Source organism: Streptomyces sp. NPDC002564 (genome assembly GCF_042889645.1).
In the GTDB taxonomy this organism is placed as follows: domain Bacteria; phylum Actinomycetota; class Actinomycetes; order Streptomycetales; family Streptomycetaceae; genus Streptomyces.
This window is the reverse complement of the sequence record NZ_JBIARE010000009.1, coordinates 1-26246: the sequence shown is the minus strand read 5'-3', so window position 1 is coordinate 26246 and position 26246 is coordinate 1. Positions and strand designations below refer to the sequence as shown.

23 protein-coding genes and 2 pseudogenes are annotated in these 26246 nt (G+C 69.6%); 13 read left to right on the top strand and 12 right to left on the bottom strand.

From position 1 onward, the window contains the following. Window positions 1-317 precede the first annotated feature (317 nt). Both ACFYXE_RS28250 and ACFYXE_RS28245 read left to right on the top strand, forming a co-directional pair. Entirely contained in the window at window positions 318-920 is a 603-nt protein-coding gene (locus tag ACFYXE_RS28250; RefSeq protein ID WP_389316932.1) for an N-acetylmuramoyl-L-alanine amidase, read from the top strand. A gap of 145 nt (window positions 921-1065) precedes the next feature. Continuing rightward, window positions 1066-2319: pseudogene (locus ACFYXE_RS28245) on the top strand (GAF domain-containing protein); the annotation flags it as partial. A 99-nt stretch (window positions 2320-2418) separates the two neighbouring features. Here the strand turns inward: ACFYXE_RS28245 and ACFYXE_RS28240 are convergent. From ACFYXE_RS28240 to ACFYXE_RS28230, 3 genes are all read right to left on the bottom strand, one after another. Continuing rightward, window positions 2419-3273 carry a SigB/SigF/SigG family RNA polymerase sigma factor gene (locus ACFYXE_RS28240; RefSeq protein ID WP_389317601.1) on the bottom strand — a complete coding sequence of 285 codons (855 nt, stop codon included), beginning with the start codon at window positions 3271-3273 and terminating at the stop codon, window positions 2419-2421. A 213-nt stretch (window positions 3274-3486) separates the two neighbouring features. After that, window positions 3487-4515: a VOC family protein gene (locus ACFYXE_RS28235; RefSeq protein WP_389316929.1), complete on the bottom strand. Its 1029-nt coding sequence runs from the start codon at window positions 4513-4515 to the stop codon at window positions 3487-3489. 433 nt (window positions 4516-4948) lie between these two features. After that, window positions 4949-6091, bottom strand: a complete 1143-nt coding sequence (locus ACFYXE_RS28230) for a PQQ-dependent sugar dehydrogenase (protein WP_389316926.1) — start codon at window positions 6089-6091, stop codon at window positions 4949-4951. Between the two features lie 419 nt (window positions 6092-6510). Between ACFYXE_RS28230 and ACFYXE_RS28225 the strand changes: the two genes are divergently transcribed. The 4 genes from ACFYXE_RS28225 to ACFYXE_RS28210 all read left to right on the top strand — a co-directional run bounded on the left by ACFYXE_RS28225 (window position 6511) and on the right by ACFYXE_RS28210 (window position 11470). After that, a complete protein-coding gene (locus tag ACFYXE_RS28225; RefSeq protein WP_389316923.1) occupies window positions 6511-8034 on the top strand; it encodes an aldehyde dehydrogenase family protein in 1524 nt (507 codons plus the stop codon). Window positions 8035-8555: 521 nt separating this feature from the next. Beyond that, on the top strand, window positions 8556-9233 hold the full coding sequence (locus tag ACFYXE_RS28220; protein WP_389316920.1) for a DUF7019 family protein: 678 nt from the start codon (window positions 8556-8558) through the stop codon (window positions 9231-9233). A 42-nt stretch (window positions 9234-9275) separates the two neighbouring features. Further along, the gene (locus ACFYXE_RS28215; protein ID WP_389316917.1) at window positions 9276-11252 is read left to right on the top strand and encodes a HEAT repeat domain-containing protein; all 1977 of its coding nucleotides are present in this window, start codon (window positions 9276-9278) and stop codon (window positions 11250-11252) included. 32 nt (window positions 11253-11284) lie between these two features. Then, window positions 11285-11470: a hypothetical protein gene (locus tag ACFYXE_RS28210; RefSeq protein WP_389316915.1), complete on the top strand. Its 186-nt coding sequence runs from the start codon at window positions 11285-11287 to the stop codon at window positions 11468-11470. 166 nt (window positions 11471-11636) lie between these two features. Here ACFYXE_RS28210 and ACFYXE_RS28205 read toward each other — a convergent pair whose 3' ends face one another. The 3 genes from ACFYXE_RS28205 to ACFYXE_RS28195 form a co-directional block, all read right to left on the bottom strand. After that, window positions 11637-12821 carry a hypothetical protein gene (locus tag ACFYXE_RS28205; RefSeq protein ID WP_389316912.1) on the bottom strand — a complete coding sequence of 395 codons (1185 nt, stop codon included), beginning with the start codon at window positions 12819-12821 and terminating at the stop codon, window positions 11637-11639. A 223-nt stretch (window positions 12822-13044) separates the two neighbouring features. Then, on the bottom strand, window positions 13045-14058 hold the full coding sequence (locus ACFYXE_RS28200; RefSeq protein WP_389316909.1) for an amidohydrolase family protein: 1014 nt from the start codon (window positions 14056-14058) through the stop codon (window positions 13045-13047). Window positions 14059-14153: 95 nt separating this feature from the next. Next, complete coding sequence (locus ACFYXE_RS28195) at window positions 14154-15689, bottom strand: MDR family MFS transporter (protein WP_389316904.1); 1536 nt, start codon at window positions 15687-15689, stop codon at window positions 14154-14156. A gap of 150 nt (window positions 15690-15839) precedes the next feature. Between ACFYXE_RS28195 and ACFYXE_RS28190 the strand changes: the two genes are divergently transcribed. Beyond that, on the top strand, window positions 15840-16451 hold the full coding sequence (locus ACFYXE_RS28190) for a TetR/AcrR family transcriptional regulator (RefSeq protein ID WP_389316901.1): 612 nt from the start codon (window positions 15840-15842) through the stop codon (window positions 16449-16451). 199 nt (window positions 16452-16650) lie between these two features. On the opposite strand, the gene ACFYXE_RS28185 is transcribed toward ACFYXE_RS28190, so the two are convergent. Then, window positions 16651-17466 carry a helix-turn-helix domain-containing protein gene (locus ACFYXE_RS28185; RefSeq protein WP_389316898.1) on the bottom strand — a complete coding sequence of 272 codons (816 nt, stop codon included), beginning with the start codon at window positions 17464-17466 and terminating at the stop codon, window positions 16651-16653. Window positions 17467-17587: 121 nt separating this feature from the next. Here ACFYXE_RS28185 and ACFYXE_RS28180 point away from each other — a divergent pair, with 121 nt between their 5' ends. Beyond that, the gene (locus tag ACFYXE_RS28180; RefSeq protein ID WP_389316895.1) at window positions 17588-18451 is read left to right on the top strand and encodes an oxidoreductase; all 864 of its coding nucleotides are present in this window, start codon (window positions 17588-17590) and stop codon (window positions 18449-18451) included. A gap of 331 nt (window positions 18452-18782) precedes the next feature. After that, complete coding sequence (locus tag ACFYXE_RS28175; RefSeq protein ID WP_389316892.1) at window positions 18783-19031, top strand: hypothetical protein; 249 nt, start codon at window positions 18783-18785, stop codon at window positions 19029-19031. Window positions 19032-19112: 81 nt separating this feature from the next. Here the strand turns inward: ACFYXE_RS28175 and ACFYXE_RS28170 are convergent, their stop codons facing one another. Beyond that, entirely contained in the window at window positions 19113-19358 is a 246-nt protein-coding gene (locus tag ACFYXE_RS28170) for a DUF5133 domain-containing protein (protein ID WP_389316889.1), read from the bottom strand. Window positions 19359-19659: 301 nt separating this feature from the next. On the opposite strand from ACFYXE_RS28170, the gene ACFYXE_RS28165 reads away from it, so the two are divergent. Next, on the top strand, window positions 19660-20703 hold the full coding sequence (locus ACFYXE_RS28165) for an iron-siderophore ABC transporter substrate-binding protein (protein WP_389316886.1): 1044 nt from the start codon (window positions 19660-19662) through the stop codon (window positions 20701-20703). A gap of 316 nt (window positions 20704-21019) precedes the next feature. Here the strand turns inward: ACFYXE_RS28165 and ACFYXE_RS28160 are convergent, their stop codons facing one another. The 3 genes from ACFYXE_RS28160 to ACFYXE_RS28150 all read right to left on the bottom strand — a co-directional run bounded on the left by ACFYXE_RS28160 (window position 21020) and on the right by ACFYXE_RS28150 (window position 23052). After that, window positions 21020-21754, bottom strand: coding sequence for an SDR family NAD(P)-dependent oxidoreductase (locus tag ACFYXE_RS28160; RefSeq protein ID WP_389316883.1), 735 nt, complete (start codon window positions 21752-21754; stop codon window positions 21020-21022). Between the two features lie 229 nt (window positions 21755-21983). After that, the gene (locus tag ACFYXE_RS28155) at window positions 21984-22580 is read right to left on the bottom strand and encodes a TetR/AcrR family transcriptional regulator (RefSeq protein WP_389316880.1); all 597 of its coding nucleotides are present in this window, start codon (window positions 22578-22580) and stop codon (window positions 21984-21986) included. 229 nt (window positions 22581-22809) lie between these two features. Continuing rightward, window positions 22810-23052 carry a DUF6411 family protein gene (locus ACFYXE_RS28150; protein WP_361177049.1) on the bottom strand — a complete coding sequence of 81 codons (243 nt, stop codon included), beginning with the start codon at window positions 23050-23052 and terminating at the stop codon, window positions 22810-22812. A gap of 261 nt (window positions 23053-23313) precedes the next feature. Between ACFYXE_RS28150 and ACFYXE_RS28145 the strand changes: the two genes are divergently transcribed. Further along, a complete protein-coding gene (locus tag ACFYXE_RS28145; RefSeq protein WP_389316876.1) occupies window positions 23314-24183 on the top strand; it encodes an alpha/beta fold hydrolase in 870 nt (289 codons plus the stop codon). Continuing rightward, window positions 24080-24863: pseudogene (locus ACFYXE_RS28140) on the top strand (DUF6086 family protein). The gene ACFYXE_RS28145 and the pseudogene ACFYXE_RS28140 overlap by 104 nt, the downstream one beginning before the upstream one ends. Before the next feature lie 55 nt (window positions 24864-24918). Here ACFYXE_RS28140 and ACFYXE_RS28135 read toward each other — a convergent pair. Then, entirely contained in the window at window positions 24919-25323 is a 405-nt protein-coding gene (locus ACFYXE_RS28135) for an STAS domain-containing protein (protein WP_389316872.1), read from the bottom strand. 249 nt (window positions 25324-25572) lie between these two features. Here ACFYXE_RS28135 and ACFYXE_RS28130 point away from each other — a divergent pair, with 249 nt between their 5' ends. Next, the gene (locus tag ACFYXE_RS28130) at window positions 25573-25944 is read left to right on the top strand and encodes an ATP-binding protein (RefSeq protein ID WP_389316869.1); all 372 of its coding nucleotides are present in this window, start codon (window positions 25573-25575) and stop codon (window positions 25942-25944) included. Window positions 25945-26246: the final 302 nt, after the last annotated feature.

Sequence of the window (26246 nt, the reverse complement as noted above, 5' to 3'; positions counted from 1 at the left end):
TCCGCCTCAACCGGCAAGCGCCGTAACGTAATTCACGTGAGGCGGCGGGGCCTGCGCAGGGGCCTCATCCGCCGCCACACGAATCAAGAGCTGAGGCACCCCTCATCGCCATGCGCGGTCGCGCCTCGGCCGCGCAACTCGTACGACCCATGCAACCCGCGCAACCCGTACGACCCACACGACCCAAGCAACCCGTGCTCCCCACCCCGGCCATTCTCACCATCTCGAACTCAGCCTCAGCGCGACTCCTGTTTCCCTCACTGATCCCCCCGCCGCATTCCCCCCACTGTTCCCCCCACCCGAGAGGCAGGCCGACCATGGACCCCACGACGAGACGCTTCCCCAGCAGGCGTCGGCTGCTGCAGGGCGCGGTCGCCACCGCCGTGCCCGCAGTGCTCCTGCCCACCACCCGCGCAACCGCACAGGAACGAGCCGTGGACTACCCCTTGGCCGAATCCGTACCGGCCAGCACGTCCAACTACACCGCTGCCAACCGCCCCACGACGTACCCCGTGAACCATGTGGTCATCCACGTCACGCAGGAGACCTACGCGGACGCACTCGCCATCTTCAAGAACCCGGCCAAGAAGGTCTCCGCCCACTACGTGGTGCGCTCCGAGGACGGCCACATCGCCCAGTGCGTCCGCGAGCGGAACGTCGCCTGGCACGCCGGGAACTGGGACTACAACACACGCAGCATCGGCATCGAGCACGAAGGGTGGGTCGACAAACCCGAATACTTCACCGACGCGATGTACGAGCAGTCCGCCGCGCTGACGGCGGCGATCTGCTCCACCTACGGCATCTCCAAGGACCGTGAGCACATCATCGGCCACAACGAGGTCCCCGGCGCGGACCACACGGACCCGGGCCCGTACTGGGACTGGACGCGATACCTACGGATCGTCAACTTCGCCTGAGCGAAGCCCGGGGCTCGGGAAACCGCCGCCTGCCACGTCCCACGGACCGTGTCACCGGATCCGGCCCGCACCGCGTCCTTGTCGGCTTCCCTCTCCGGGGCGACGATGGCAGCACCGCTTCGCATCGCCGTCCCGGGAGGCCGCATTGACCGATCCATGGGTGGCGCTGGAGCCCGGCATGGACCCCGGCGAGCGGGTCAGGGCGTTGCGCCGGGCCCACGACAAGTTCACCGACGGGGGGACGATCGCGCGCCCGGTGCGTTCCGTGGTGGCGGACTCATGGAGGAGGTCGGCCAGGGCGCGGGTGAGTCCCGACAGTACGGCTGCGGCGGTGGAGCTGACCGACGGCGATCTGGGAGCGTATCGGGCGGAGCATCCGCTGGCGCGCGTGATGCCTCTGTTTCGTGAACTCATGGGCACCTTTGCCGCCGACGGGGAGCATCTGCTCGCCGTCTGCGACGCACAGGGCAGGTTGTTGTGGGTCGAGGGCCACACACTGACGCGACGGCAGGCGGGCCGGATGAACTTCGTGCCGGGGGCGCGGTGGGCGGAGTCGGCGATGGGGACGAACGCACCGGGAACGGCGGTCGCCGTGGACCGCCCGGTGCAGGTCTTCGCCACCGAGCACTTCATGCGGCGTGTCCAGCCGTGGACCTGTGCGGCGGCACCCGTCCACGACCCGCGGACGGGACGGCTGATCGGAGCGGTGGACATCACCGGCGGGGACGGGCTCGCCCATCCGCACAGCCTCGCCTTCGTACAGGCTGTCGCTCGGGCGGCGGAGTCCCAACTGGCCCTGCTTGTGCCACCAGTGGTCACCGACGGCAGTGTCGAGTTGACCGCGCTCGGCAGGGACGAGGCGCTGCTGCTCGCGGGCGGGCGCAAGCTGCGGCTGAGCCGTCGGCACAGTGAGATCGTCGTGCTGCTGGCCCGCCATCCGGAGGGGCTCACGGGCGATGAGCTGTTGTACGCGCTGTACGAGGACGAGTCGGTTCCGCAGGTGACGCTGCGGGCCGAGATGGCGCGGCTGCGGCGGCTGCTGGGAGCCGAGCTGCTCCGGTCACGGCCGTACCGGCTCGCGGTGCCCGTCGAGTGTGACGTCGACACCGTCGAACGTCGGCTGGGGGCGGGGGCGGTCACGGCGGCGGCCGCCGCGTACGCCGGGCCGCTGCTGCCGCAGTCGCAGGCGCCCGCGCTGGTCCGGCTCCGTCGCCGGATCGCCGACCAGTTGCGGGCCGCGCTCGTCGACCGCAATGATCCGGATCTGCTCGCGGACTGGGCGCACGCTCCGTGGGGAGACGACGACCTGGTGGTATGGCGGGCCTTGGCGGCGCTGCGTCCGACGCCGTCCGTTCTGGCCCGCCTGAGGGAGCTCGACGCCGAGCAGGCGTCGCCCTCTCCGTTGTCTCCCACCCCGCGACCTCTCCGCCGCCAACCTCCCTCCACCTCGACCCTCACCCCTTCCACCCCCACCCCCACCTCCACCTCCGCTTACTCACTACTCGCGTGCAAGCAGACCTTCGCGCAAGCGGACCAGGGTCCGCGAGAGCAGGCGTGACACGTGCATCTGTGAGATGCCCAGCGCGGATCCGATCTCGTCCTGGGTCATTTCCTGACCGAAGCGGAGCTCGATGATGCGGCGGTCCCGCTCGTCGAGTGCCGCGATGAGCGGGGCCAGGGCATGGGCGTTCTCGAACGCTTCGATGGCCGGGTCGCTGTGGCCGAGGATGTCGGCGAGGGACCTGCCGTTCTTGTTCGGCTCATCGCCCTCGTTCAGGACGTTCGGCGCGTCCAGAGGGCGGGCCGCGTAGCCGTTGGCGGCCATGATCCCCTCCAGGATCTGCTCCTCGGACATCGCAAGGTCCGCCGCGAGCTCCCGCACGGTCGGCTCGCGGCCGAGCGTGGACGACAGCCGTTCCTGGGACTTGGTCAGGGCGACGCGTAGTTCCTGCAACCTGCGGGGCACGTGCACGGCCCAGCTCGTGTCACGGAAGTGCCGCTTGATCTCGCCGAGAATGCACGGGACCGCGTACGAGACGAACTCGTGCCCTCGGCCCCTGTCGAACCGGTCGATCGCCTTGATCAGGCCGAGTGTCCCGACCTGGACGATGTCCTCCAGTTGACCGTTGCCGCGGTTGCGGTAGCGGCCCGCGACGTAGTGGACCAGTGCGAGGTTCATCTCGATCAGGGTGTTGCGCGTGTAGTGGTACTCGGGTGAGCCCTCCTCCAGGGTCCGCAGCCGGTCGAAGAAGAGCTTCGACAGTTCACGTGCGTCCTTCGGCGCGACCTCCTCGCCCTCCTCGATCCGCGGCAGCCCGACCGCTTCGTCCCACACCCGCTCGGTGGCCCACATCCGCTCGGGGGCCCATGCCTGCTCGGTGGCCCGCGCCCGTTGGGTGTCCCACTCCCGCTCGGTCTTCCACTCCCGCTCGCTGTCCCACTCCCGCTCGGTCTTCCACTCCCGGTCGGTCGGCTCGGTGACGGCCTCGTCCGCACCGGTCGCCCGCAGAAACATCTTCTGACTCTCCAAGCTTTCGCGTACCTGCACGACTCAATGAATGACCCCTCAAGGAGCGACGACCGTGAAGGCGACCCCGTCCGGGTCGCTCACCACGGCCTCGCGTCGGGAGCGGAATCCTGGCGGCCGCGAGATCAGCCGCCCGCCCCACTCGACGGCTGCGGCGACGGCCGCGTCGACATCGGGTACGCGGAAGCAGGCGTGCCAGCGGTGGCATTCCGTGGAGCCCGGGGCTGTCGCCTCCCTCAGCGTGGCGACGGGGAGCGTCCCGTCCCGCAGCAGGATCCGCCCGTCGTCGTACGCCACGTCGCAGGCTCCACCGTGTCGCAGGACGCCGCCCAAGACTCCTCCGCCACCTGCACCGGACCGGTTGCCGCTCCCGCTCCCCTTCTCGCTCCCGGCAGCAGCGTCGTCGCTGCCGGCCGACCAGCCGAGCGGACCGCCGTAGAAGAGGGCCGCGGCGAAGACGTCCCGTGTGTGCAGTTCGAGGTGGGCGATCGGGCCGTCCCCGACCGTCCAGCGGTCGTCAGGTGTCTGTTCCCGCAGGCCGAACACCGCTCCGTCCGGCCCCGAGACCACGGCGACCCGGTCGGCGACGGTCACCGGCGGGCCGAGGGCCACGGTGGCACCACGTTCGCGGAAGCGGGCCGCGGCCGCGTCAACCGTGTCGACGTAGAAGTACGGCATCCATCCCGCGTGGGCGCCGAACTCCGAATCCGTCTCGGTGATGGTCCCCACCGGCAGCCCGTCTTTCAGGGCCACCGATCGCGCTCTTCCCGGCTGGCCGACGAGAGGCACGTGGCACCAGCCCAGCACCCGTCCGTAGAACTGCTTGGCGGCGGAAAGATCACGTGCGGCAAGCCCGAGCCAGCAGGGGGCGCCTCGTGTCTTCCCGTAGGGGTTCGGTGGAGTCCCGCCTGGCGCGGCGGGGCGCCGCTCGCCGGGCGCCACGAGGCGGAGTCCGCCGATCCCCCACGCACGCCGTGTGGTGCGGCCCAGGGTGCCCGTGCGCCGGGATGGTTCCCCGCGCCGGACCCACTGCAACCGATCGTTGTGCACGCCGAGGCCCCTTGGCATGGCCCGCCCTCTCATCGTCTCGCTCCTGCGGTCCCGCGAGTCGTTCCTCGTGGAGCGGCCCGCAAGCGGGACCTTCCTCACCGACCACCGGGACCAAGGTCATCGCTTGGTCGGCCCCTAGGGCCCGGTGCCGCCTCAGGGCGGGGCGGACGGCCGAAGGTCACGCGGTGCGAGGACCTTGGTCCCGGTAGCGGTGACGCGCCTGTCCGGGAGCGCGGACCGCGGCTCCGTACGGTCGTCCACGGGATGTCCCCTACGGGACGTGTTCGAGACCTGGTCGGGACATGACTCCGGGTCGAGCCCTAGGGCCCGACCCGGAGGTGGCGCGACGAGACGAGGAGTCCTTCGTTACCAGGGGTACCTCGTCAAGGGGACTCCCTCGTTGCTCGGGGTCGATCGTTACGCGGGGTCGATCGTTGCTCGGGGTCGATCGTTACGCGGGGTCGATCCGATACACGCTGCCGCCGATGTCGAGCACGTAGAGCTCGCGGTTACCGCCCTGGGCGAAGGAGATGACTTCGCCACCGTTGACGCCGAGGTCGCTGGCGCCGGTCACCTTGCCGTTCTTCATCTGGAGGGCCCGCACCGTGCCGTCGCAGTAGTCGCTGAACACGTACTGGCCCTTGAGGGCAGGGATCGCCTTGCCCCGGTAGACGAAGCCGCCGGTCACCGAGCAGCCGAGGCCGGTGCGGTCGTACTCGTGGACGGGCGGGACGTGGTTCGCGGGCTCCGTGCCCTCCCGGAAGGGGTGCGTGCCCTCCATCTGGGACCAGCCGTAGTTCTCGCCGCCCTTGCTCTTCGCCGGCGCCCAGTCGATCTCCTCCCACGAGCTCTGGCCGACGTCGCCGATCAGCAGGTCGCCCGTTCCCGCGTCGAAGGAGAACCGCCACGGGTTGCGCAGCCCGTACGCCCAGATCTCGTCCTTCGCCTTCGGGTCGTCCACGAACGGATTGTCCCGAGGGATCGCGTACGGCTTGGCGCCCCTCGGGTCGATCCGCAGGAGCTTGCCGAGGAGGGTGTCGAGATTCTGGCCGTTGCCGTGCGGGTCGCCGCCGGAGCCGCCGTCGCCCAGCGCGATGTAGAGGTAACCGTCGGGGCCGATCTTGATGTCGCCGCCGTTGTGGTTCGAGTACGGCTGGGTCTGGGTGATGACCGTGCGCCGCGTCTCCGGACGGATCTTGCCCTTCCGTACGGCGAACTCGTCGACGGTGCTGGTGCCTTCGAGGTTCGTGAACGAGATGTAGAAGTGCGCGAACTTCTTGTCGAACGCGATGCCCAGCAGGCCGCGTTCGCCGTCGGTGGTGGTCTCCTTGGATATGTCCAGGACGGGCTCGCTCAGCCCGTGGTGGCCCAGGACCCTTACGGTTCCTGCCCGTTCGGCCAGCCAGAGGGTGCCGCCGGGGCCGGCGGTGCCCGCGGTCGGGTTCGTGGCCGCGGCCACCTTCTCGAGCGCGACCGCGGGAGCGTGTCGTGACCGTGAGGAGGCGGACTCGTCGGCGGACGCCGTGGTCAGGGCCAGGGATGCGACAAGACAGATGGTTCCGATGATCGCCGTGCTTCTGGTGCGAACTTTCACCGTGAGCCTCCTGGAGGCGGCGAATGGGGGGGGAAGTCACCCGGCTGCTGGGGGCAGAGTTGAGGGTGCGGTGTCGCCCGCGCCAGCACGCAACCTGGGTGGGGGATGGTGTGCCACTGGCTGCGCCTGAGGATACTGGGACCGGGGTGGTTGGTATAGACCAGGAATCCGTCCATCTCCGCCGCCCCACCCGACTCGGCCGAGCCAGGCCGATACGGCCGGGCCGACGCGACCCAGCAGACGCCGACCAAGCCGACATGACCGAGCCGAACCGACACGACCGAGCCGACAACGACCGAACTGAGGCATACCCTCCGAAGGCCACCGAGACCTCCCGGGGCCCTCCCCGTGCAACGTCGCTGCAACCTCCCCGTGATTAGCGTGCCGTGAGTCGCACCCGCCCTCCGGAGGAGGACCCCATGACCCGCTACGCAGCCCCGAACACCGAAGGCAGCAACGTCAGCTTCGACAGCCGGTACGACCACTTCATCGGCGGCGAGTACGTGGCGCCCGCGCGTGGCCAGTACTTCGAGAACCCGAGCCCGGTCAACGGCAAGCCCTTCACCGAGATCGCCCGGGGCACCGCGGAGGACGTCGAACGCGCCCTTGACGCGGCGCACGCCGCGGCACCCGGCTGGGGACGCACCTCCGTGACCGAACGCGCGGACGTGCTGCGGAAGATCGCCGACCGCATGGAGGCCAACCTCGAACAGCTCGCGGTCGCCGAGAGCTGGGAGAACGGCAAGCCGATACGTGAGACCCTCGCCGCCGACATCCCCCTCGCGATCGACCACTTCCGCTACTTCGCGGGCGTCATCCGCGCGCAGGAGGGCTCGCTCAGCGAGGTCGACGAGGACACCATCGCGTACCACTTCCACGAGCCGCTGGGCGTGGTCGCGCAGATCATTCCGTGGAACTTCCCGATCCTCATGGCGACGTGGAAGCTGGCCCCGGCGCTCGCGGCCGGCAACGCCGTCGTCCTCAAGCCCGCGGAGCAGACGCCGGCGTCCATCCACTACTGGATGAGCCTGGTCGCCGACCTGCTGCCGCCCGGCGTCGTCAACATCGTCAACGGGTTCGGCGTCGAGGCGGGCAAGCCGCTCGCCTCCAGCCCGCGCGTCGCCAAGGTCGCCTTCACCGGAGAGACCACGACGGGGCGGCTGATCATGCAGTACGCCTCCGAGAACATCAAGCCGGTGACGCTGGAGCTGGGCGGCAAGTCGCCGAACATCTTCTTCGACGACGTGTGGGCCGCCAACGACGACTTCCGGGACAAGGCGCTCGAAGGCTTCACCATGTTCGCCCTCAACCAGGGCGAGGTGTGCACCTGTCCGTCGCGGGCGCTGGTGCAGCGCGGGCACTACAGCGAGTTCCTCGAGGCGGCGATCGCGCGCACCGAGCAGATCAAGGCCGGGCACCCGCTCGACACCGACACCATGATCGGAGCGCAGGCGTCCAACGACCAGCTGGAGAAGATCCTCTCCTACCTGGACATCGGCCAGCAGGAGGGCGCCAAGGTACTGACGGGCGGTCAGCGCATCCAGTACGACGGTGAGCTGGAGGGCGGATACTACGTCCAGCCGACCATCTTCGAGGGCGACAACCGCATGCGGGTCTTCCAGGAGGAGATCTTCGGTCCGGTCGTGTCGGTGGCCTCGTTCAACGACTTCGACGACGCCATCAAGATCGCGAACGACACGCTCTACGGTCTCGGGGCAGGCGTCTGGACGCGGGACATCAACACGGCCTACCGGGCGGGCCGTTCGATCCAGGCGGGCCGTGTCTGGACGAACTGCTACCACGCGTATCCGGCGCACGCGGCGTTCGGCGGCTACAAGCAGTCCGGCATCGGCCGCGAAACCCACAAGATGATGCTGGAGCACTACCAGCAGACCAAGAACCTTCTGGTGTCGTACTCCCCCCAGAAGCTGGGTTTCTTCTAGACAGGGACAGACAGGAACAGACAGGAAACCAGACAGAGAACTAGACGGGAAAGAAGGGCGCCTGACCAGGGCGACTACCTGCCAGGCGCCCCTCGTCGATCACCGTCGATCGAGACCGTGCACGCGGTGCGCGCCAGGGCCGCGCGCTCCTTGCTTCCGCAGAACCGTGATCGATGTGCCGGGATTCGACGAAACTCGTTCCGGGCCGACCAGGACGTCATCGTCGGACGTGCAACACGTCGCGCAGATGGCGGACGCGATACGGCCCCGCCCGTGAAGGACGATGCGTCGCTCCCAGCCCACGAGTATGGGATGCTCCGCTTAGATTTGCTCAACACCAGGTTGACCAGGTCCTGTTGGACGAGACTCGGGGAGAGCGATGAGCAGCGGCACCGCGCGTGCTTGGGCCAGGTGGAGCCGAGGCAGTAGTGGAGGCGGGGTCTGCGGGGCACACCTCGCCTGCGGCGCCCGGAGTACTGGTCGTGCCGCTCTCCCCCACGGCCACGGTGCCTGACCCTCCCATGCGCTACTACCTCTACGTCTCCACCACCAAAGTGGACATGCTGTACAGCCAGATACCCCAGAAGCTCCTGCGGCGGCTCGCCGTGGAGGCCAAGCTCGATTTGAAGGTCGTCAGCCTGGCCCTCCAGTCGCCGCGCCCCGACACGACCACCTACGACCAGCTCGACCTCGTGGAGGCGTACCTCGAGCGGGAATGCGACGTCAGCTGGATGACGGAGCCGACAGCCTGGTTCCGGGGAGAAGCGGCTCTGCGGGTCGCGGGGTACGGGGACGCGGATGGCCCCACGCTGATGACGGGGTTCGACGGCGACACGGTCGTCGCCCTTATCGGGTCGGCCCGTCACCTGATCGGACATCAGGCGTCCCCCGAAATGAGGCAGCTCGGCTTCTCAGGTCTGCCGGGGCTCTTCAGGCTGCTTCAGGACTCCCCACCCGAATGGGAAAGACAGTTCGAAGTGAGATCTCGGGGCCGCATGCCGAGCCGGGGAAGCATCACCGAGAACGTGCTGCGCTGCGCCGAGTCGTTGACCGTGCCGCCCATGTACTGCGATTTCCTGGCGCGGCAGTTGCTGCGGGACACCGTGACGCGTGCGGACGGGCGTGAGGTGACGATCGTCGTCGGGACTCCACTGTTCGTGGCGATGTCGGACCGGGTCGCCGAGGGCGAGGGGGCCTGAGTGGGAGGGGCTGCATCGATCGCGGAGCTGATGGACACACGGATGGCCGGCGATGTGGCGGGGCTGTGCGCGGCCACCCGTTCCCCGATTCCGGACGTCGCCGTATATGCCACCGCGATGCTGGGGAGCGGCACGCCTACGCCGGAAGTCGTGGCGGCGCTCGACTTCTGCATCAACGGTCAGGACCGGCCGCACATCGGACTGCGTTGGCATGCCGTCAGGTCGTTGGGAAGGCTGCGCGTCCCACACGCTGTCCCCGTTCTGCTGCATGTGCTCACTGAGCCGGACGACCCTCGTGAGCAGTTGGAGAAGCCCGCCTTGGAGGCACTGGTCACCATCGGTGGACCAGAAGTGGTGCGTGGGCTCGTCGCTCTGTGCGGGAAGCTGGGGACCAGCCGCGGGTACTGGACGGTAAAGGTGCTGGACGCGCTGGCTGAACTGCGGGCTCCACAGGCCGTGGCGCCGCTCCTCGCCGCGCTGTGGGAGTACCTGCCCGACCGCGCGGAGCACGTGGTGCGCACGCTCGGCGCGATCGGTGACCCACGGGCGGCCTCCGCACTCCTGGTTCTGGCGCACTCATCCGCCTCGCACACGCAGCTGCGTCGGGCGGCACTCACAGCGCTTCACGCTCTACCCGCCGCCGCATGGCCGCCCGCGCATATGTGGCCGTCCGCCGAACAGCTCCTGCAGACACCCCAGCGCGATCCGGATCCCGAGACGGCACGCCTCGCAACCGCCCTGCTGGCCCGGACCCGGGAAGGCCGGGACCTCCTGTGGTCCGTGCTCCACCGAGCGGCGCAGACCACTCACCCTGAGTGCCCGCCCCACGCCGTGGCCGCCGTCTGCACCCATCTCACGGCGCAACCCGAACTCTTCGCGGGACCAGACCGGGACGAGCACATCGCCGCACTCCGCCACCATCTGCGCGAGGCGGCAGCACCGCCGGTACGCCGGTCAGCAGCCGACGCGCTCGCCGCCTACGCGGGCGCCGATGCGGCCTGGCCGCTCCTTGTGGCACTGGGCGACGCGCACATCAGCGACGCGGTCGCGGACCTCGTCGCCGCGATGCCCGTTGCACTGCCCGCGTTGGAGCTCCTGCTGACACGGCCGGACGGCTCTGTGGCCCAACGCCGCGGAGCTGCACGCGCATTGGGGCTCACGGGGCGCCCAGAGGCAGCCGCCCCGGCTCTCTTGTCCTTGCTCGCTCAGGAGTCGGCACCGGTCGCCCTGCGCGCGGCCGTCGCCGACGCACTCGGCGCCCTGCGGCACGCAGGGGCCTCCGGAGTACTCGCCACCCTGGCATCCGACGAGGAGCAGCCCGGCACCCTGCGCGCCCATGCTGTGCGGGCCCTCGGCGCGATCGGCGCCACCGACAGCCTCACGGTGCTGTTGGCCTGCGCACGCTCGCCGCACGAGGCCGTGCGGGCAAGGGCGGTCACGGCCCTCGGCGAATTCCCGACAGCGGAGTCGGCCGGCGTGCTCGGAGAGTTCATTACTCCCCACGCCGAGCCCCTCCTCGCGCGTTCCGCCGTGCAGGCACTGTCCCGGATGGGCGCCCCGGCGCTGCCGGTCCTCGTCGCACTCGCCGACGGCCCCGCGCACAGCTTGGGCGACGATCTGGGCGCCCAGATCGTCGGGGCACTCGCCGCACGCCCCGAGACCGAGGCGACGGCCGCCCTGAGCCGACTCGCCGCAACACCGCCAGCGCCACCGCGGGTCCGGTATGCCGCGCCCCTTGGAGGACCGCTGGCCACCGACCGTACCGCGCAGGAGGCCGCGTCCCTCGCGCTCGTCGGGCGAGGCACGGCCGAGTGCCTCACCCCGCTGGTGGGGCTCCTCGCCCCCGGCTCATGGTCCGGTGCGCACGAGCCCGCCGCTGCCGCTCTCCTTGAGATCGGCACGCACGAGGCACACGAACACGTGCTGGCGTTCTGCCGCAGGACGTCAAACTTTTACGACTGGCACGTCCACGCATTGGACGTCATCGCCGAAGCTCGCGGGATCCGGCTCGGCCCGTAGGTCCTGTCCAACACAGGATCTGGTAGGGGTTCGTGGAGTCAGAGGAGGAGTGCCGCAAGGGCGACTCCGGCCTCGTACCGGGCGGGGGTTCGACGAAGCGGGTGACGATCGTGCGGAACTGCTTCGGACGCCCGAAGCACCGCTCGACCACGGCGCGGTCCTTGCTGACCGGCGACGACGTATCGCGACTGGTGACGAGCAGCATGCCGAGCCGGTGACAGCTACGCTGCGTCGCTGGACTGAGCTGGATTGCGTCGTTTAGTCGGTTCCCGCCATCGGGCTGCTGTGCCGCGCCGTCGGCGCACCCGGTGGCCGTCGGCGCACCCGGTGGAGGAAAGGCGGGGACGGCGAGGGCAGGGGCCGGCAGCGATCGGGGAATCTGCCTCACAGTTCGACGGCGGCCGTGGGCGTTTCACCGTCCAGCGCCTGCTCGGCGCGGGCAGCCACTGCCTGCGTGAGGGCGCTGAGCGCGCCGACATCGACGATGCCGCCGTTCTCGTTCATGACGTAGACGGCGGCCACTACGGTCCCGCACCGGACCACCGCCCGCCCCTCCGCCCTGTCCACGGCGTCGGTGACGCCGGTGTACGTCAGCGTGACAGCCGCCGACTCGTCCCCGTAGAGCGGCCGCGCCAGCTCCACCGGCTGCGTACCGCCGGCGAAGTCGGCCTGTTCCATCTTGAGTCCGAGGTACCCCTCGGCCGCCGCGTCGGTGCTGGTGTACGGCAGGACTTCGATGTGGACCTTTTCGAAGCTGACGGCCGACCCTGGGTCGTACACCGATCGCAGGTCGAGCTGCGAGGCCGACTTGCAGATCTCGTGGCGCTCCCCTTGGCCGAGGCCACCGACGCGGGAGCTACGACACCGCTCCGTCGTCGGCGAGTCGCTCGCGAGGTTCCAGCCGTCCGGCAGGCTTGGCGGCCCCGGGAGGATCTTCTTGGCCTGCTCGGCGTCAAGGACGACCGGGGCCGACCCGTCGGATGTACCGGAAGCGGGCGCGGAGGACACCGCATCGCGCGGGTGTCGCGCGGATGTGCCGCTCGAACGCCGGGAGGAGTCGTCGCCGGTGACCATCTGGACTCCGCCGTAGACCGCCAGGGACACCAGCGCGAGCAGTATGGCGGCGATTCCGGTCAGGGAGGCGCGGGTGGTGCGGGTGTTGGTGATCGTCAGTGGCCCCAGCGAGATCTGGCTGCGCCGCACCGCGCTGCCGCTTCCGATGACGATGCTGCCGTTGTACGAGGAGGTGTGCGGCGGCGTGACGGTGTACCTGGGCGCAGCGGCCGGAGGCGGACCGGCGAGCACCGCCGCCAGGCGGCCCCGGAAATCGGGATCGGCGTCCAAGGCCTTCCGGATCGCCTCCTCAAGTCCCTGTACCGCCGAGGGATCCACCGGGTCGGCGCTTATTCCCGCGAGGGCGGCACGACCGTCCTCGGAAGAGCCGAGCCGTGCCCGCACCAGGTCGTCCACCGCCCGGCCCGCTTCGGCGCCCACTGCCGTGTCCGCCCCTGCCGCCGTGCCGGTCAGTATCTGTACGGCTGATAACGCCATGCTCCCGGTCGCATCCATGCGACACCCCCCGTGTCCGGTCGAACCTCTGAGGCAACCACAGCCACGGCTACGACACCAGGGCGCCCAGCACCTTCCTCATCCATTGCTGGAAGGTTCTACGCCAGTAAACGGGCGAGAAGTTGCGTGGTGCCCTCGGTCGGGGCCGACGGCCAGGTAGGACGGCGTGTCCGGACTGTGCTGTCCGTCCCGTCTCATGCCGCTTGCCGGGGCTGCTGCTGCTTCAGGCTGCGGTGAGCTGAGCTCCGCGGCGCCAGACGGCGCGGGTGTTCAGGGTGTCGGAGATGGTGATGGTGGGGTGGTGGAGGGCGCGCACGGACTCCAGCACGTCGGTGATCCTGCCCCGGGGGTAGTGGTTGAAGCTGCTGCGCAGGGTCTTCATCCAGCTCTCGTCCAGCCGGGCGGCCACTCGTGGGTCGTCGGCCAGGTCGTCGCCGGTGATGCCCATCATGGAAGCGTTCAGTACGACACAGGGCACGACGAAGGCGCCGGAGTCGCGGATCAGCGTGATGATCTCGTCGGTGTGGGGGCCGTCCATGAACAAATGAGCCAGGCCGTCGATGCCGGCCTCGATCGCCATCTCGGTCGCCTCGATCGTCAAGGCGTGGGCGACGGTGAGCTTGCCGTGCCGCTTGGCTTCGGCGACGCCCGCGTTCAGGGTCGCCCGGTCGAGCATGGGCAGACCGGGGTGGCCTTCGACGGAGCCGTCGTCGACCATGAACTTGATGTAGTCCGAGCCACGTTCGACGAGTTGCGGGATGAACGCGACGGCCTGCTCGGGGGTGGTGGAGAACGGCATCAGCGGTGCCGGTCCGGACGGCCCGGGCGCCCCGGGAGGCGGGCCGGGTCGGAAGCCCTCGGGGAAGAGTTCGCTGGGGTGGCCGCCGGGCGGCGTGATGCCGAATCCGGAGGAGCGCACGTCGGCCACGGTGTCGTCGTCGGTGATGTGGGCGCGGTTGTCGGCGGTGTTCGTGCCCTGCATCTCCAGCTCGGTCGTCACGCCGAACCGCAGTGCGAGGGCGAGGGATTCGGCATTGGTGTGGACGTGGGCGTCGATGAGGCCGGGCAGCAGGGTCGCGCCGGCGGCGTCGAGCCTTCGTGCACCCGAGGGCGCCTCGCCGCCCACGGTGAGGATGCCGGTGGCGTCGAAGATGACAGTGGTTGCTTCCAGGGTCTGCTCGCCGTCGAAGACCCGTGCGTTCACGACAGCGGTGGGAGGGGTGGGGCGGTTGGTCATGGCGGGGCTCCAGTCATGTCGTGCAGGGCTCAAGCGCGGTCCGAGGTGCGAGATGCGGGGTGCGAGGTGCCAGGTGCCAGGTGCCAGGTGCGAGGTCAGCTGGTGGTGGCGGCGCGCAGGCCCTTGGTGGTGTCAGCGGGAGCGGGTGGTCCGGCCTTCTTCAGCGGGACTTCGACGACGAAGAGGGCGGCGACGAACGCGAGTGCGCAGATGATCGCGGCGGTGAGGAAGATGTGGCCGACGCCGTTCGTGACGGCGGCGAGGTAGGCGTCCCTGGCGCCCGCCGGAAGCCGGCGCAGGGCATCCGGGCCGGTGCCGGCGCCGGGGGCCAGGTGGGGCTGGACGGCGCGGGTGAACAGCGAGCCGAAGACGGCGACGCCGAGGGATCCGCCCAGCGTGCGGAAGAGGTTGGACGAGCTCATCGCGGCGCCCATGTCCCGCAGCGAGACGCTGTTCTGCGCGATGGTGCCGGCCATCTGCATGGTGAAGCCCAGGCCGATGCCGACGAGGACCATGTACAGGGCGGTCACGGCGAAGGACGTACCGGTGTCCATCGTGGCCAGCAGACCAAGACCGGTGGTCAGGAACACGGTCCCGAGAACAGGGAAGATCTTGTACTTCCCGGTGGCCGACATGACCTTTCCCGCGATGGTCGAGACGATGACGACCGGGATCATCATGGGCAGCATCAGCAGCCCGGAGTTGGTGGCCGAGGCGCCCTGCACGGTCTGCTGGAACAGGGGCAGGTAGAGACCCGCGCCGAACATCACCACACCGCCGGCCAGGGTCATGACCATCGCCAGTGGGTAGTTGCGGTGGCCGGTGAAGACGGACAGGGGCAGCAGCGGCTCGCTGACGCGCTGTTCCACTCGGATGAACGCGGCGAGACCGAGCACGGCGACGGTAGCGAGGGCCAGGATCTGCCAGGAGCCCCACGCGTAGGTGCTGCCCGCCCACGTGGCGGCCAGGACGATCGCGGTGATGGCCAGGGTCAGCAGACCGATGCCCGCCCAGTCGATCCTCGCCTTGATCCGGGTGGCGGGGACGTGCAGCTTGAGCCACAGCCACACCAGGGCGACCAGGCCGAGCGGCAGGTTGACGTAGAAGGCCCAGCGCCAGTCGAAGTGGCCGGTGACGAACCCGCCGAGCAGCGGGCCCCCGATGGTGCCGATGGCCATGACGGAGGCCGTCATGCCTTGGTATTTGCCGCGTTCGCGGGGCGGTACGAGGGCTCCGATCAGGGCGAAGGCGCCGGCGCCGATCCCGCCGGCACCGACGCCCTGCACGACACGGAACGCGATCAGCTCGCCCATGGACTGCGATGCCCCGCACAGGGCGGATCCGACGATGAACACGGCGATGGACGCCAGGTACATGTTCTTGCGGCCGAAGAGATCGCCGAACTTGCCCCAGACGGGCGTCGTCACGGCGGTGACGAGCGTGTACGCGGTGACCACCCAGGAGATGTGGTCGAGGCCGCCGAGCTCGCCGACGATCGTCGGCATCGCGGTGCTCACGACCATGTTGTCGAGCATCGACAGCAGCATCGCGAGCATCACGCCGAGCAGCACCCACCGCACGTTCTTCGGGACGGCCGGCGGGGCGGAGGGGAGGGATGCAGACGCGGACATGACTGATCACTCCTTTCGGACGGAGAGAGGAAGGGAGGGAGAGAGGGCGGGACGGGAGGCGTCGACCGCTCCTCCAGAAGAGCACACCAACACACTAAGTGCAACTGTTGCACTTTTGAAGTCGGGCAACTTTGGAGCTATCGTGGAGCCATGCCCCAGACCGACTCCTCGCCCCCGGCGGCGCCCGTCGGCCGCCGCGAGCGCAAGAAGGCCGCCACCCGCCAGGCCATCGCCGACGCCGCCCTGCGCCTGTTCCTGGAGCGCGGCTACGACGACGTCGGCATCCGCGAGATCGCCGACGCCGCAGACGTGTCCACCACCACGCTGTTCAAGCACTTCCCGGTCAAGGAAGCGCTCGTCTTCGACGAGGACGCCGACCAGGAGGCCCGCCTGCTCGCCGCCGTACGCGAACGCCCGGAAGGGCAGTCGATCCCGGCCGCGCTGTGCGGTCATGCACTGCGCTACCGCATGGCCGCTGCGGGAGACGACCCCCGGTTCACCGCGTTCTTCGCCCTGGTCGACTCCACTCCCGCGCTGCGCGACTACGTCCAGGCCATGTGGATGCGCCACGCCGAGGCCCTCGCCCGGGCCATCGCGCAGGAGAGCGGCCTGCCCGCCGAGGACCCCGCCTGCGCCGCTCTGGCCCACTTCGCCCTCGAAGCGCCCCGCGCCGCTCGCGGCCACCACGACCCCCGCGAGTCCATCACCCGCGCCTTCGATCTCCTCGAGGCAGGCTGGACCTCGCTCACCGCCCGCCCCTGAATGACTCGCTGAGCGAAGGGCGCGGCATTCGATCGGCCTACCGCTCAAGCCGCCCCGACCACTTCGACCGCTCCGACCGCTCCGACCGCTCCGACACGAGCCTTGCGGAAAAGTACGTGCGAGGCAGGGCAGCCAGCCGCCGTACCCCGGGGGCGGGGGCCGCTCCCCAGCACGGGACACCCCGCAGCAACCCGGAGAACTACTGGGTTGCGAGCTGGTGGATCTTTTGTTCGTCCTCGCTGCCGGGCTGCCCGAAGTAGACGTAGAGGGTGTGTCCCTCCGGGCCAGGCAGGGTGAACGTCTCGTACGCCAGGTGGAGTTCGCCGACGCCGGGGACATGCAGCAATTTGATGCCGTGGACACGGCCGTAGACGTCATGCGAGTCCCACAGGGACCGGAAGACGTCGCTGCGGTCGCGCAGAGTGGCGATGAAATCGTCCAGCTGTCCGCGGTGAGCGGCTGCACTGGCCCGCAGGCCGGCCACGGCCTGAAGGCTGATGTCCTGCCACTGCGGATACACCTGCCGGGCCCGGGGATCGAGGAAGGTGAATTCGATCAGGTTCTGCCCGGTGGTCCAGGCCGGGTTCATGCGAGGGGCGAGGGCGGTGGTGGCCAGCACGTCGCGTCGGGGGTTGACGACCAGGGCAGGCAGGTCGCTCCAGCGGCGCAGCAGGTGCACCACTCCGGGCCGCACGGCGTCGACTGCGGGGCTGGCGGCATCGGCCGCGTCGAGCGCTGGGGCCGCCAGGGCCCACAGGTAGGTCCGCTCGGTGTCGTCCAGTTCGAGGACAGCCGCGATGGCCTGGAGGACTTCGCGTGAGGGGTTGCGGTCCCGTCCCTGCTCCAGGCGTGTGTAGTACGAGGGACTGACGCCGGCGAGCAGGGCGAGTTCCTCGCGGCGCAAGCCCTTGGCCCGGCGGCGCGTGTGCGTGATCACGCCTGCGCGCGCGGGATCGGTCTTCTCTCGCCGGCTGCGCAGGAACGTGCCCAGTGCGTTGTCGTCGTGGCTGGTCACACGGCCGACCCTACTGCGGCCGCCGGTGCCGGCGCGTCGGCCTGCGCCGTGAGGCTGCCCCTGCGAGAGCTACCCTCGCCAGGGTGTGGCAGCTGTGTGCGCGGCCTGTTCGGATAACGTCATGTTCGACAGCAACAGCACTGCGCTGACAAAGACCTGGCTCATCACCGGCTGCTCCAGTGGCCTGGGACACGCACTGGCGGAGCACGCCCTCAACCGCGGTGACAACGTCGCCGTCACCGCCCGCGACACCACCGCGGTCAGCGACCTCGTCGGCCGCCACGGTGAACGGGCTCTGCCCTTGACGCTCGACGTCACCGACGCGCGGTCGGTAGGCAACGCCGTGGAGCGGGCCGAGGAACACTTCGGCGGCATCGACGTGCTGGTGAACAACGCCGGCTACGGCTACCTCTCCGCTGTCGAGGAAGGCGAGGACGAGGCCGTGCGCGCCCTGTTCGACACGAACGTGCACGGCGTGGTGACCGTTCTGAAGGCCGTGCTGCCGGGGATGCGGGCCCGTCGAGCAGGCCACGTCGTCAACGTGTCCTCCTTCGGCGGCCTGGCCGCCTTCGCGGCGACGGGCTACTACCACGCGACGAAGTTCGCCCTCGAGGGACTGTCGGAGTCCTTGGCCGCCGAAGTGGAGCCACTCGGGATCCGCGTGACCATCGCCGAACCGGGCGGGCTGCGCACCCAGTGGGCGGGTTCGTCCATGCAGCAGTCCGCACGGCACATCGACGACTACGCGCCGACGGCGGGTGCGCGACGGACCTCCACCCTGGGCGTATCGGGCAAGCAGCCCGGTGATCCCGACCGGGCCGCCGCGGCGATCGGGGCCGTGGTCGACTCCGAGCAGCCGCCGCTGCGTCTGCTGCTGGGTTCGGACGCCCTGGGCGGGGCCCGCACGCGGCTGCGGCGCCTCGCGGGCGAGATCGACATCAACGAGGCGCTGACGCTCAGCGCGGACTTCGTGGGGGAATCATGACCGGATAGGTTCGTGCATCACCAGGGGCCGGCGCCGCGGACACGGCACCCGACGATGCCGTCACCGCCGACGCCGTCACCGCACGATGCCGTCACCGCGGACCGGGTCTCGGCCGCACCCTGGCGCACGGGCAGGCACGCAGAGCGTCGCCGAGGCCCCGAGGCCGGTTCCGGCCTGGAGTTCCTTGCGCTCTGGACGCCGTGTGGTCCTTGGGCGTATGACAGGTGGGCGAGACACAAGCAAGACGAGACGTAAGCAATGAGCAGACTGAGGACGGCCGGTTCCTCCGGCCTGCTCCTCTGCGACTGCCGCCGACCACTCCGGGAGAGTCATGCGCCGTCGTGCACACCTTGCCGCCGTCACCGTACTGGCGGGCGGTGGCCTCGTACTCGCCGTCGGCCTCGCCACCGCAGGTATCGAGCTCCAGAGCAACGGGGCCGGTGCCGCACCCACCGAGATCGAAGCCGCGGGCGTCTATCACCAGGGCGACAGCTCGTGGAGTGCGCTCCCCGCTGTCACGGACGGGAACCTGGACCTTTCGGGCGTCGACCCGGACTACCCGCTAGCCCGCCCCCACTGAGGTCCTCAGCGAGATGGCATGGCCGCCGTGCGGCGGTGGCCGAACCGAGAAAGCGGCAGACGGCGGCTGCGTGGAGCGAGGTTACGCGGCGAGCGCCTCGTCGCACTGCCCGGCGCTCGCCTCGCTCCTGGGGCCGGCGGCGAGCAGGAAGTCCGCTTCCTCCAGGGCCTGGTCGATGTCGGGGCGGCCGGTCATCACGCACAGCGTGTAGGTGACGTCCTCCAAGGCGCGCGAGGTGGTGCCGGTGGGGCGGATGTCATGGTCGAAGCGTGCCTGCGCGAAGCGTGCCAGAACCAGGCGCAGCGTATTCTCCGCCGGAACGACCATGATCTCTCCTCGATGTACATGCGGTGCGATGTCTTCCTCGCCCGCATGCCCCGTCCCCGAAGATCCACGCCCAACAGCCGCTGGCAGCACGTGCAGAACGGCGAAACACGGCGGGCCACCCAGGCGCTGGAGTTTCTGGCGAAGCGGAGAATCCGCCGGGACTTTCGTCCACGAATTTTCAGGTCCTTCCCCACGCCTTTTCGATTCGATTTCTGGTAGCGGGACAGCAATGAGGAAAGGACCCGCGCAAGAGGCCGGGCCGGTGGCACCCGAACGCGACTGGTTAGGTTAGCCTTTCCTCATGTTCAAGCGTTCGACAACCTCTTCGCGGCCGATTGCCCCTTTCTCCCGGCCCCGCCGCCTCGCCGCGGGCTCCCTCGCGGCCGCAGCGGTCCTCGTGGTCGCAGGCTGCTCTTCGAGCTCCGACTCGGGCAGCGACACCGAGAGCGACTCCGGGACGGTCGCCAAGGGGCACTTCCCCGCCAAGGTCGCCACGAAGTTCGGCAAGGTCACCGTGGAGAAGCAGCCCAAGCGCGTCGTCGCGCTCGGCTGGGGTGACGCGGAGACCGCGCTCGCTCTGGGCGTACAGCCGGTCGGGGCCAGCGACTGGCTCGACTTCGACGGAGACGGCGTCGGGCCGTGGGCCAAGGGCAAGTACGACAAGAGCCCCACGAAGATCGGCACCCTCGAGCCCGAGTACGAGAAGATCGCGTCCCTGCGGCCCGACCTGATCCTCGACACCAAGTCGAGCGGTGACCCCAAGCGTTACGAGAAGCTCAGCAAGCTCGCCCCGACCATCGGCGTCCCCAAGGGCGGCGACCAGTACCTGACGGACTGGCAGGACCAGACCGAGATGGTGGCCGACGCACTCGGCCTGCACGACAAGGGCCAGAAGCTCATCTCGCAGACCAAGGCGAAGTTCACCGCAGCGGCCAAGGCGCACCCCGAGTTCAAGGGCAAGACGGTCACCTCCGGCTCACTGACCTCCAACGGCTTCGGCGCCTACGTACGGGGCAGCGGCCGGGTCGACTTCCTCGAGCGGCTCGGCTTCAAAAACAATCCCTGGGTCGACAAGCAGGGCGGCGACAGCTTCTACATCAGCATCGCCCGCGAGAACGTGAGCAAGCTCGATGCCGACCTCATGGTGATGGAGCCCATCGGCCTGTCGGCGGCCGAGGTCGCCAAGGACCCGCTGTTCAAGAAGGTCCCTGCGGCCAAGGCCGGACACGACGTGATCCTTGACCCCAAGTCGCCGTCCGGCAAGGCCTTCGCCACGGACTCCGTGCTCTCCGTGAATTACACCCTGGACAAGATCGTTCCCGAGTTCGCCAAAGCCCTGAAGTAGCCGGAGGCCGTGCCCCTCCGAGGAGGAGGCCCTCGCACGCCGCTCGTCCCGAGCCGGACGACGACGCCGAGGCCATCGGCACGGGACGAGGCACCACCGCTACCTTGCGGGCAGCGCACCGACAGAGGGCCCCCAGCTCGACTTGGGGGCCCTCTGCCATTTCCGGATCGGCACCCAGCACCCGGCACTCGGTACCCACCACCCAGCACCCGGCACCGGAGTGGCGTCACCCATGGAGTGCTCCATGGAGGCCTCAAGAGCCGCCAGTCCGCTGACGGGTCGCTCGTCCCGAGCGTGCTGCTGGGCCGATCCGCGCCTACACCTGCGCGTATCCGCCGTCGGCGAAGAACTCGGCGCCGTTGACATAGCTCGCGGCATCCGAAGCGAGGAACGTCGTCACCGCGGCCACCTCCGCGGGCTCGGCGAGGCGCCCCAGCGGAACGTCGGCCTCCGCCTGCTTGAGCACGTCGGCCGGGACCAGGTCGAGCAGGCCCGGAGTGCGCGTGGCGCCCGGCGACACGACGTTGACGCGGAAGCCGCGTGCGCGCGAACCGAGGGCCCATCCGCGCGCGAGGCTGCGCACCGCCGCCTTCGATGCCGCGTAGACCTCGAGCCCCTCATCGGGTCGTGTCGCGGCGGTCGAGCCCGTCAGAATCACCGAAGCGCCGGCGTTCAGATGGGGCAGCGCCTGCTGGAACGTGAAGATCGTCCCCTTGACGTTGACGGCGAACAGGGAGTCGACCACCTCCTCCGTCACCTCGCCGAGCGGAGCCGCGGTGCCGATGCCGGCGTTGGCGACCAGCACGTCGATAGGACCGGCCTGCTCGCGCACGACCCGGTAGAACGCATCCAGCTGCGAGGGCACCGACACATCGCACACCACTCCCCTCACGCCGCTTCCGAGTTCGGCGACCGCGGCATCCAGCGCGTCCTTGCGCCGACCGGTGATGAACACCTCGGCGCCCTCGTCGCGAAACGCGCGTGCCGTGGCGAAGCCGATGCCGATGCTGCCCCCGGTGATGACCGCGACCTTGCCTGCCAAGACGGGCATGCCGTCCTCCTCACTAGTTATGGACTGCTAGGTCAATAACCATCGCCGATATGGACCGAACAGTCAAGAACGAGGTCGGAGCGCAGCGCAGAGGGGGCTGGGGGCGGGGTTCGCCGCAGAAAGCCCCACACACAGCGCGAAGCACGCAGCGCGCAGCGCGAAGACGCGGCTGGCAGGGTGTAGGGATTGCGGGGTTCGCGGGCGGTTCAGGGCGCCCAGGAGGGGGCTACTACTGCGCGAGCGCAGGCAGGAGTCGCGCGAGGGCGGACTGGGCCGCCGCGGCGAGAGTTTCCATGTTCATGCCGGTGCGCCCGAGGGCGATGAGGCCGAGCTGGGCGACGAGGACAGTGCGGGCGGTCTCGGCCGGGTCCGCATCGGGCGCGAGGTCACCCTCGCGCTGGGCCCGCTCCAGCGCCTCGGCAAGGATGGCGGTGATCGCGTCGTAGCTGCGCCGCGCCTCAGCGGCCACTTCCGGTGTACTGGCGGCGAGTTCGGCGTTGCTGTTGGCCAGCAGGCACCCACGCCGTGCGGCTGACCCGGTGGGGTCGGAGGCCGGGCTCAGCAGGAACTCGTGCACCAGGTCGATCCCCCGCGTCGCGGATTCCAGCCGCTCGCGCAGCATCTGGAGGTTCGCGTCGTCGTACGCGCGCAGGACCCGCAGGAACAGGTGGTGCTTGTCCCCGAATGCGCCGTACAGGCTGCCCTTGCCGAGCCCGCTGACGCGCAGCAGGTCCTCCAGGGACGTTGCCGCATAGCCCTTGTCCCAGAACTCGTCGCGGACAGCGAGAATCACTCGCTCTTCGTCGAACTTGCGGGGGCGGGCCATGCCCTCATCGTACGGGTTCTGGACCGCACGGGCCAGAACGGGCTCCTCGACGCAGCCCGGTCTCCTCGGCGCAGCCCGGACTCCTCGGCGCAGCCCGGACTCCTCGGCATGGCCCGGGCTGTCCCACATGCCCGGCGCGCCCGCGCCGGGCGGCTGATCAACGTCCCGAGCCACGGACTGGCCCTGGTGCATCAGCTGCGGAGACTGCGGGCCCCGTCCGGCGGGGTGGTCAGAAGGGCATACGGCTGCGGGCGCGGCGTCCGGCGGAGCCGCTGCGGCCCACCGCCTTGGAACTGCTGCGGAACGGCTTGCTGAAGATCCGGCCCAGGATGCCCGGGGCCTTGCCGCCCGCCCGCGATCCCGCGCCCAACGTGCGCTGAGTACCGCGCTCGGGGTGGCGCGACAGGCGCGGCACGAAGAACGCGAGGACGGCCAGGACCACGCACACCGCGACGATACCGACAATGATCACGACAGGCTCCTAGCGTTGATGTGTTCCTGCCGGATGCCCTCACAACGCATTCCCATGCGCCGCCCACCGCGTCCCGGCCCGCCCTGCCCTGCCCTGCGGCGGAGCCAAACGGATTCCCGCCGCCCCCGGGGCCTGAGGTGACCAGGACAGGTAGGCCTGCCAGGACAGCTGGGCCTGCCCGCAATGTTCGGGCGGAGCGAGGGTGGGCACTGGACCAGCAGCCGTCGGGAACCACGTGTTCAACGAGGGGAGGCCCAGGCCGTGTTCGAGAGCTTCACGACCACACGCGTTCAGGTGGACGAGGCATCCGCCTTCGTGCGCTACGGCGGTGAGGGACCGCCGGTGGTACTGCTGCACGGCCATCCCCGGACGTCGGCCACCTGGCACCGCGTCGCCCCGCTCCTGGTCCAGAGGGGTTTCACCGTTGTCTGCCCTGACCTGCGGGGCTACGGGCAGTCCACCGGACCCACGCCCACCGCGGACCACGCCGGCTATTCCAAGCGGGCCGTCGCAGGCGACGTGATCGCGGTGATGCGCTCCCTGGGCCACGACCGGTTCGCGCTCGCCGGGCACGACCGCGGGGGGAGCGTCGCGCTGCGGCTGGCACTCGATCACCCCGGCGCGGTCTCGCGGGTGGCGCTCATGGACTGCCTGCCCGTCACCGAGCACCTCTCCCGCATCACCACCGAGTTCGCCACCCAGTGGTGGCACTGGTTCTTCTTCGCCCAACCCGAGATCCCCGAGCGGATCATCAACGCCGACCCGGACAACTGGTACCGCGGCGACCCGCAGAGGATGGGTCAGGAGAACTACGACGAGTGGCGTGCGGCCACGCGCAACCCCGACGTCGTCCGGGCCATGCTGGAGGACTACCGGGCCGGTCTCACCATCGACCGCGCGCACGAGAAGGAGGACCGCGTCACCGGGAAACAGCTCTCCTGCCCGACGCTGATCCTGTGGTCGCTCCGAGACGACCTCGAAGACCTGTACGGGGACCCGGTGCTCATCTGGCGGCAGTGGGCGGCCGATGTCCGCGGCCACGGCATCGACGCCGGCCATCACGTCGCCGAAGAAGCCCCCGCCGACGTCGCCTCCTCCCTCGCGGACTTCTTCACCGAGCAGCCCGAGTAAGGGTTTCGACCGTACGCGGAAGCGTGGGTCTGTCGGCCTGCCAGAAGGCACGGGCATGGGGAAGGGGTGGCCGAGAGGACCGTATTCTGGCTGGCCGGCGCCGTCGGCTCCACTGCCGCTACGCACACAAGTGCCGCTACGCACGCAAGCGCGAACGCCTCCTGGGCTTCGTCGGCACAGCTGCGATGCTCATCTGCCACCGGTGTCCGGCCAAGACTCCGCTCTGATGAAAGGTGCCGCGATGAGCCAGAACTTCGACCTCGGCGACGAGACGCTGTGGAACCCGTCCAATGCAGTTTCCCGTATGTTCCAGCGCCAGATAGCGGTCTTCGAAGCGGAGCTGGAACTCCCGTCAGGCATTGGGAAGATGGAGAACGACGAGTGCCAGATCAGCCCCGCCATCTTCGAAGCCTTCGTCAATGCCCTCCTAACGCAGCACCGAGTCGATCCACTCCGTCTGGCTCGCGCTCTCCGAAGGCTTCACTGCCACAGTGCTTGTTCTTGCCGAACGCGCCGCGGTCAAGGTGGACTGGGCACCACACGGAGTCGCCCCGGAAGGCCCGCTCCAAGACGTGCAGGTCTCCACCGGAGCGGGAGTGTCCACCCATGCGGAGGGCACAGCCTGGGCTGCGGGCCTGCGCGAGAAGACACGGGAGCTGGGACGTGGCATGCCCCGCTGACCATCCGCCCCGCGGGGGTGGCTCGACGTCCCGAACCACCACCCGTCGCAGCGGGTCAGTGCCGTGTGTCGTCCGGCGCGGAGGCCCTGCCCGAGTCGCGCAGCGCGTGGATGCGTCGGACACCGTCCTCGTGGGTGTCGGCCAGATCCAGGACACCGGTGACGCCGGTGACTTCGAGGAGCCGTGAGATGCCGCTCTGGTAGGGGCCGGCAAGAACGAAGGGGCGCAGAGCGTCCTGGTGCTCGGCGTGTGCGCGCAGGATCACGTTGAGCAGGGTGCTGTCGGCGAAGGTGAGTCCGGCCAGATCGAGCAGGGTTCCCGCGGTGAGGGTGTCGGTGAGCGCGCTGGAGAGCGCGAGCGTGGCCTCGGTGGTGTCTTCGAGGTCGAGCTCGTTGCGGAAGGAGACGACGGTGACCCGCTCGTGCCGGGTGACGTCGATGCTCTGTCGGTCGGAAACCATGCCCAGACCTTCCCACACCGGCTACTGCATGTGACAAGAGAATGTGCCGACCGACCCGTGAGAAGGTCGACACTGACGTGTTCCGCTCCAGGCGGGAACCCACGACGGGTCCGTGCGGGCCTGAGTGTGGGACGGGTCGCGTCGGGCAGGCGGGAAGGGAACGAAGAGACCGATGCGGTGTTCGGGCATGCACGGGGAGAGGAGCAACGGCCGATGCGCGTTGCCGAGGCAGTGGAAACAGTGAAGCCAGTGGAGACAGAGGACATCAGCTGCGCGGACGCACGCACCGCGGTCCGTGAGGTACTCGCGGAGATGTCCTGCAGCCTGCCGCCGCCGCAGGCGCAGCGCCTGCGCGACGACGCGTTGCTGGTCGTCAGCGAACTGGCCGCCAACGCTCTCCTGCACGCCGGAGGCATCACCCGCTTCAGCGCGCGCCTGACGGGTGACGAGATCGAGCTGCGCGTGAGCGATGCCAGCACCGACGTGCCGCGCCGCCAGCCGGCGGCCCCGGGCAGGCCGGGCGGCCACGGCTGGATGGTCGTCCAGCGCCTGTGTTCGCGCCTCGACGTCGCCGTGGAGCCGGAGGGCAAGACGATCACCGCGGCTCTGAAGACGGTCTGACCGATCCGGAAGACGGTCTGGAATAACGGCATGACGGCATACCGGCATGACGGCAAAGCCGACCGTGTGCCCGGGCCGGGAGAATCCGCGCGTTCCGTCGTGCATATGCCTCTGAGGCGGGGGTACGAGCACGCACGCAAGACCGTGAGCAATATTGAGCAGAAAGGGGCGGGTCACCATGGCGACCGCGGCAGTCGACGAGCAGAGGCACACCACGGCCGGGTCGGTCGGGGAGGCTCTGATCGAGCGCGCCTACGCCGATCCCGCCTCGGTCCGGCCGAAGGATGCCCGGGAGATCGGGC

Excerpts from the sequence above, each read along its gene's own strand:
- ACFYXE_RS28250 (WP_389316932.1), top strand. The coding sequence starts at position 318 with ATGGACCCCACGACGAGACGCTTCCCCAGCAGGCGTCGGCTGCTGCAG.
- ACFYXE_RS28240 (WP_389317601.1), bottom strand. The coding sequence starts at position 3,273 with ATGTGGGCCACCGAGCGGGTGTGGGACGAAGCGGTCGGGCTGCCGCGG.
- ACFYXE_RS28235 (WP_389316929.1), bottom strand. The coding sequence starts at position 4,515 with ATGCCAAGGGGCCTCGGCGTGCACAACGATCGGTTGCAGTGGGTCCGG.
- ACFYXE_RS28225 (WP_389316923.1), top strand. The coding sequence starts at position 6,511 with ATGACCCGCTACGCAGCCCCGAACACCGAAGGCAGCAACGTCAGCTTC.
- ACFYXE_RS28220 (WP_389316920.1), top strand. The coding sequence starts at position 8,556 with ATGCGCTACTACCTCTACGTCTCCACCACCAAAGTGGACATGCTGTAC.
- ACFYXE_RS28215 (WP_389316917.1), top strand. The coding sequence starts at position 9,276 with ATGGCCGGCGATGTGGCGGGGCTGTGCGCGGCCACCCGTTCCCCGATT.
- ACFYXE_RS28205 (WP_389316912.1), bottom strand. The coding sequence starts at position 12,821 with ATGGATGCGACCGGGAGCATGGCGTTATCAGCCGTACAGATACTGACC.
- ACFYXE_RS28200 (WP_389316909.1), bottom strand. The coding sequence starts at position 14,058 with ATGACCAACCGCCCCACCCCTCCCACCGCTGTCGTGAACGCACGGGTC.
- ACFYXE_RS28195 (WP_389316904.1), bottom strand. The coding sequence starts at position 15,689 with ATGTCCGCGTCTGCATCCCTCCCCTCCGCCCCGCCGGCCGTCCCGAAG.
- ACFYXE_RS28190 (WP_389316901.1), top strand. The coding sequence starts at position 15,840 with ATGCCCCAGACCGACTCCTCGCCCCCGGCGGCGCCCGTCGGCCGCCGC.
- ACFYXE_RS28180 (WP_389316895.1), top strand. The coding sequence starts at position 17,588 with ATGTTCGACAGCAACAGCACTGCGCTGACAAAGACCTGGCTCATCACC.
- ACFYXE_RS28175 (WP_389316892.1), top strand. The coding sequence starts at position 18,783 with ATGCGCCGTCGTGCACACCTTGCCGCCGTCACCGTACTGGCGGGCGGT.
- ACFYXE_RS28170 (WP_389316889.1), bottom strand. The coding sequence starts at position 19,358 with ATGGTCGTTCCGGCGGAGAATACGCTGCGCCTGGTTCTGGCACGCTTC.
- ACFYXE_RS28165 (WP_389316886.1), top strand. The coding sequence starts at position 19,660 with ATGTTCAAGCGTTCGACAACCTCTTCGCGGCCGATTGCCCCTTTCTCC.
- ACFYXE_RS28160 (WP_389316883.1), bottom strand. The coding sequence starts at position 21,754 with ATGCCCGTCTTGGCAGGCAAGGTCGCGGTCATCACCGGGGGCAGCATC.
- ACFYXE_RS28155 (WP_389316880.1), bottom strand. The coding sequence starts at position 22,580 with ATGGCCCGCCCCCGCAAGTTCGACGAAGAGCGAGTGATTCTCGCTGTC.
- ACFYXE_RS28135 (WP_389316872.1), bottom strand. The coding sequence starts at position 25,323 with ATGGTTTCCGACCGACAGAGCATCGACGTCACCCGGCACGAGCGGGTC.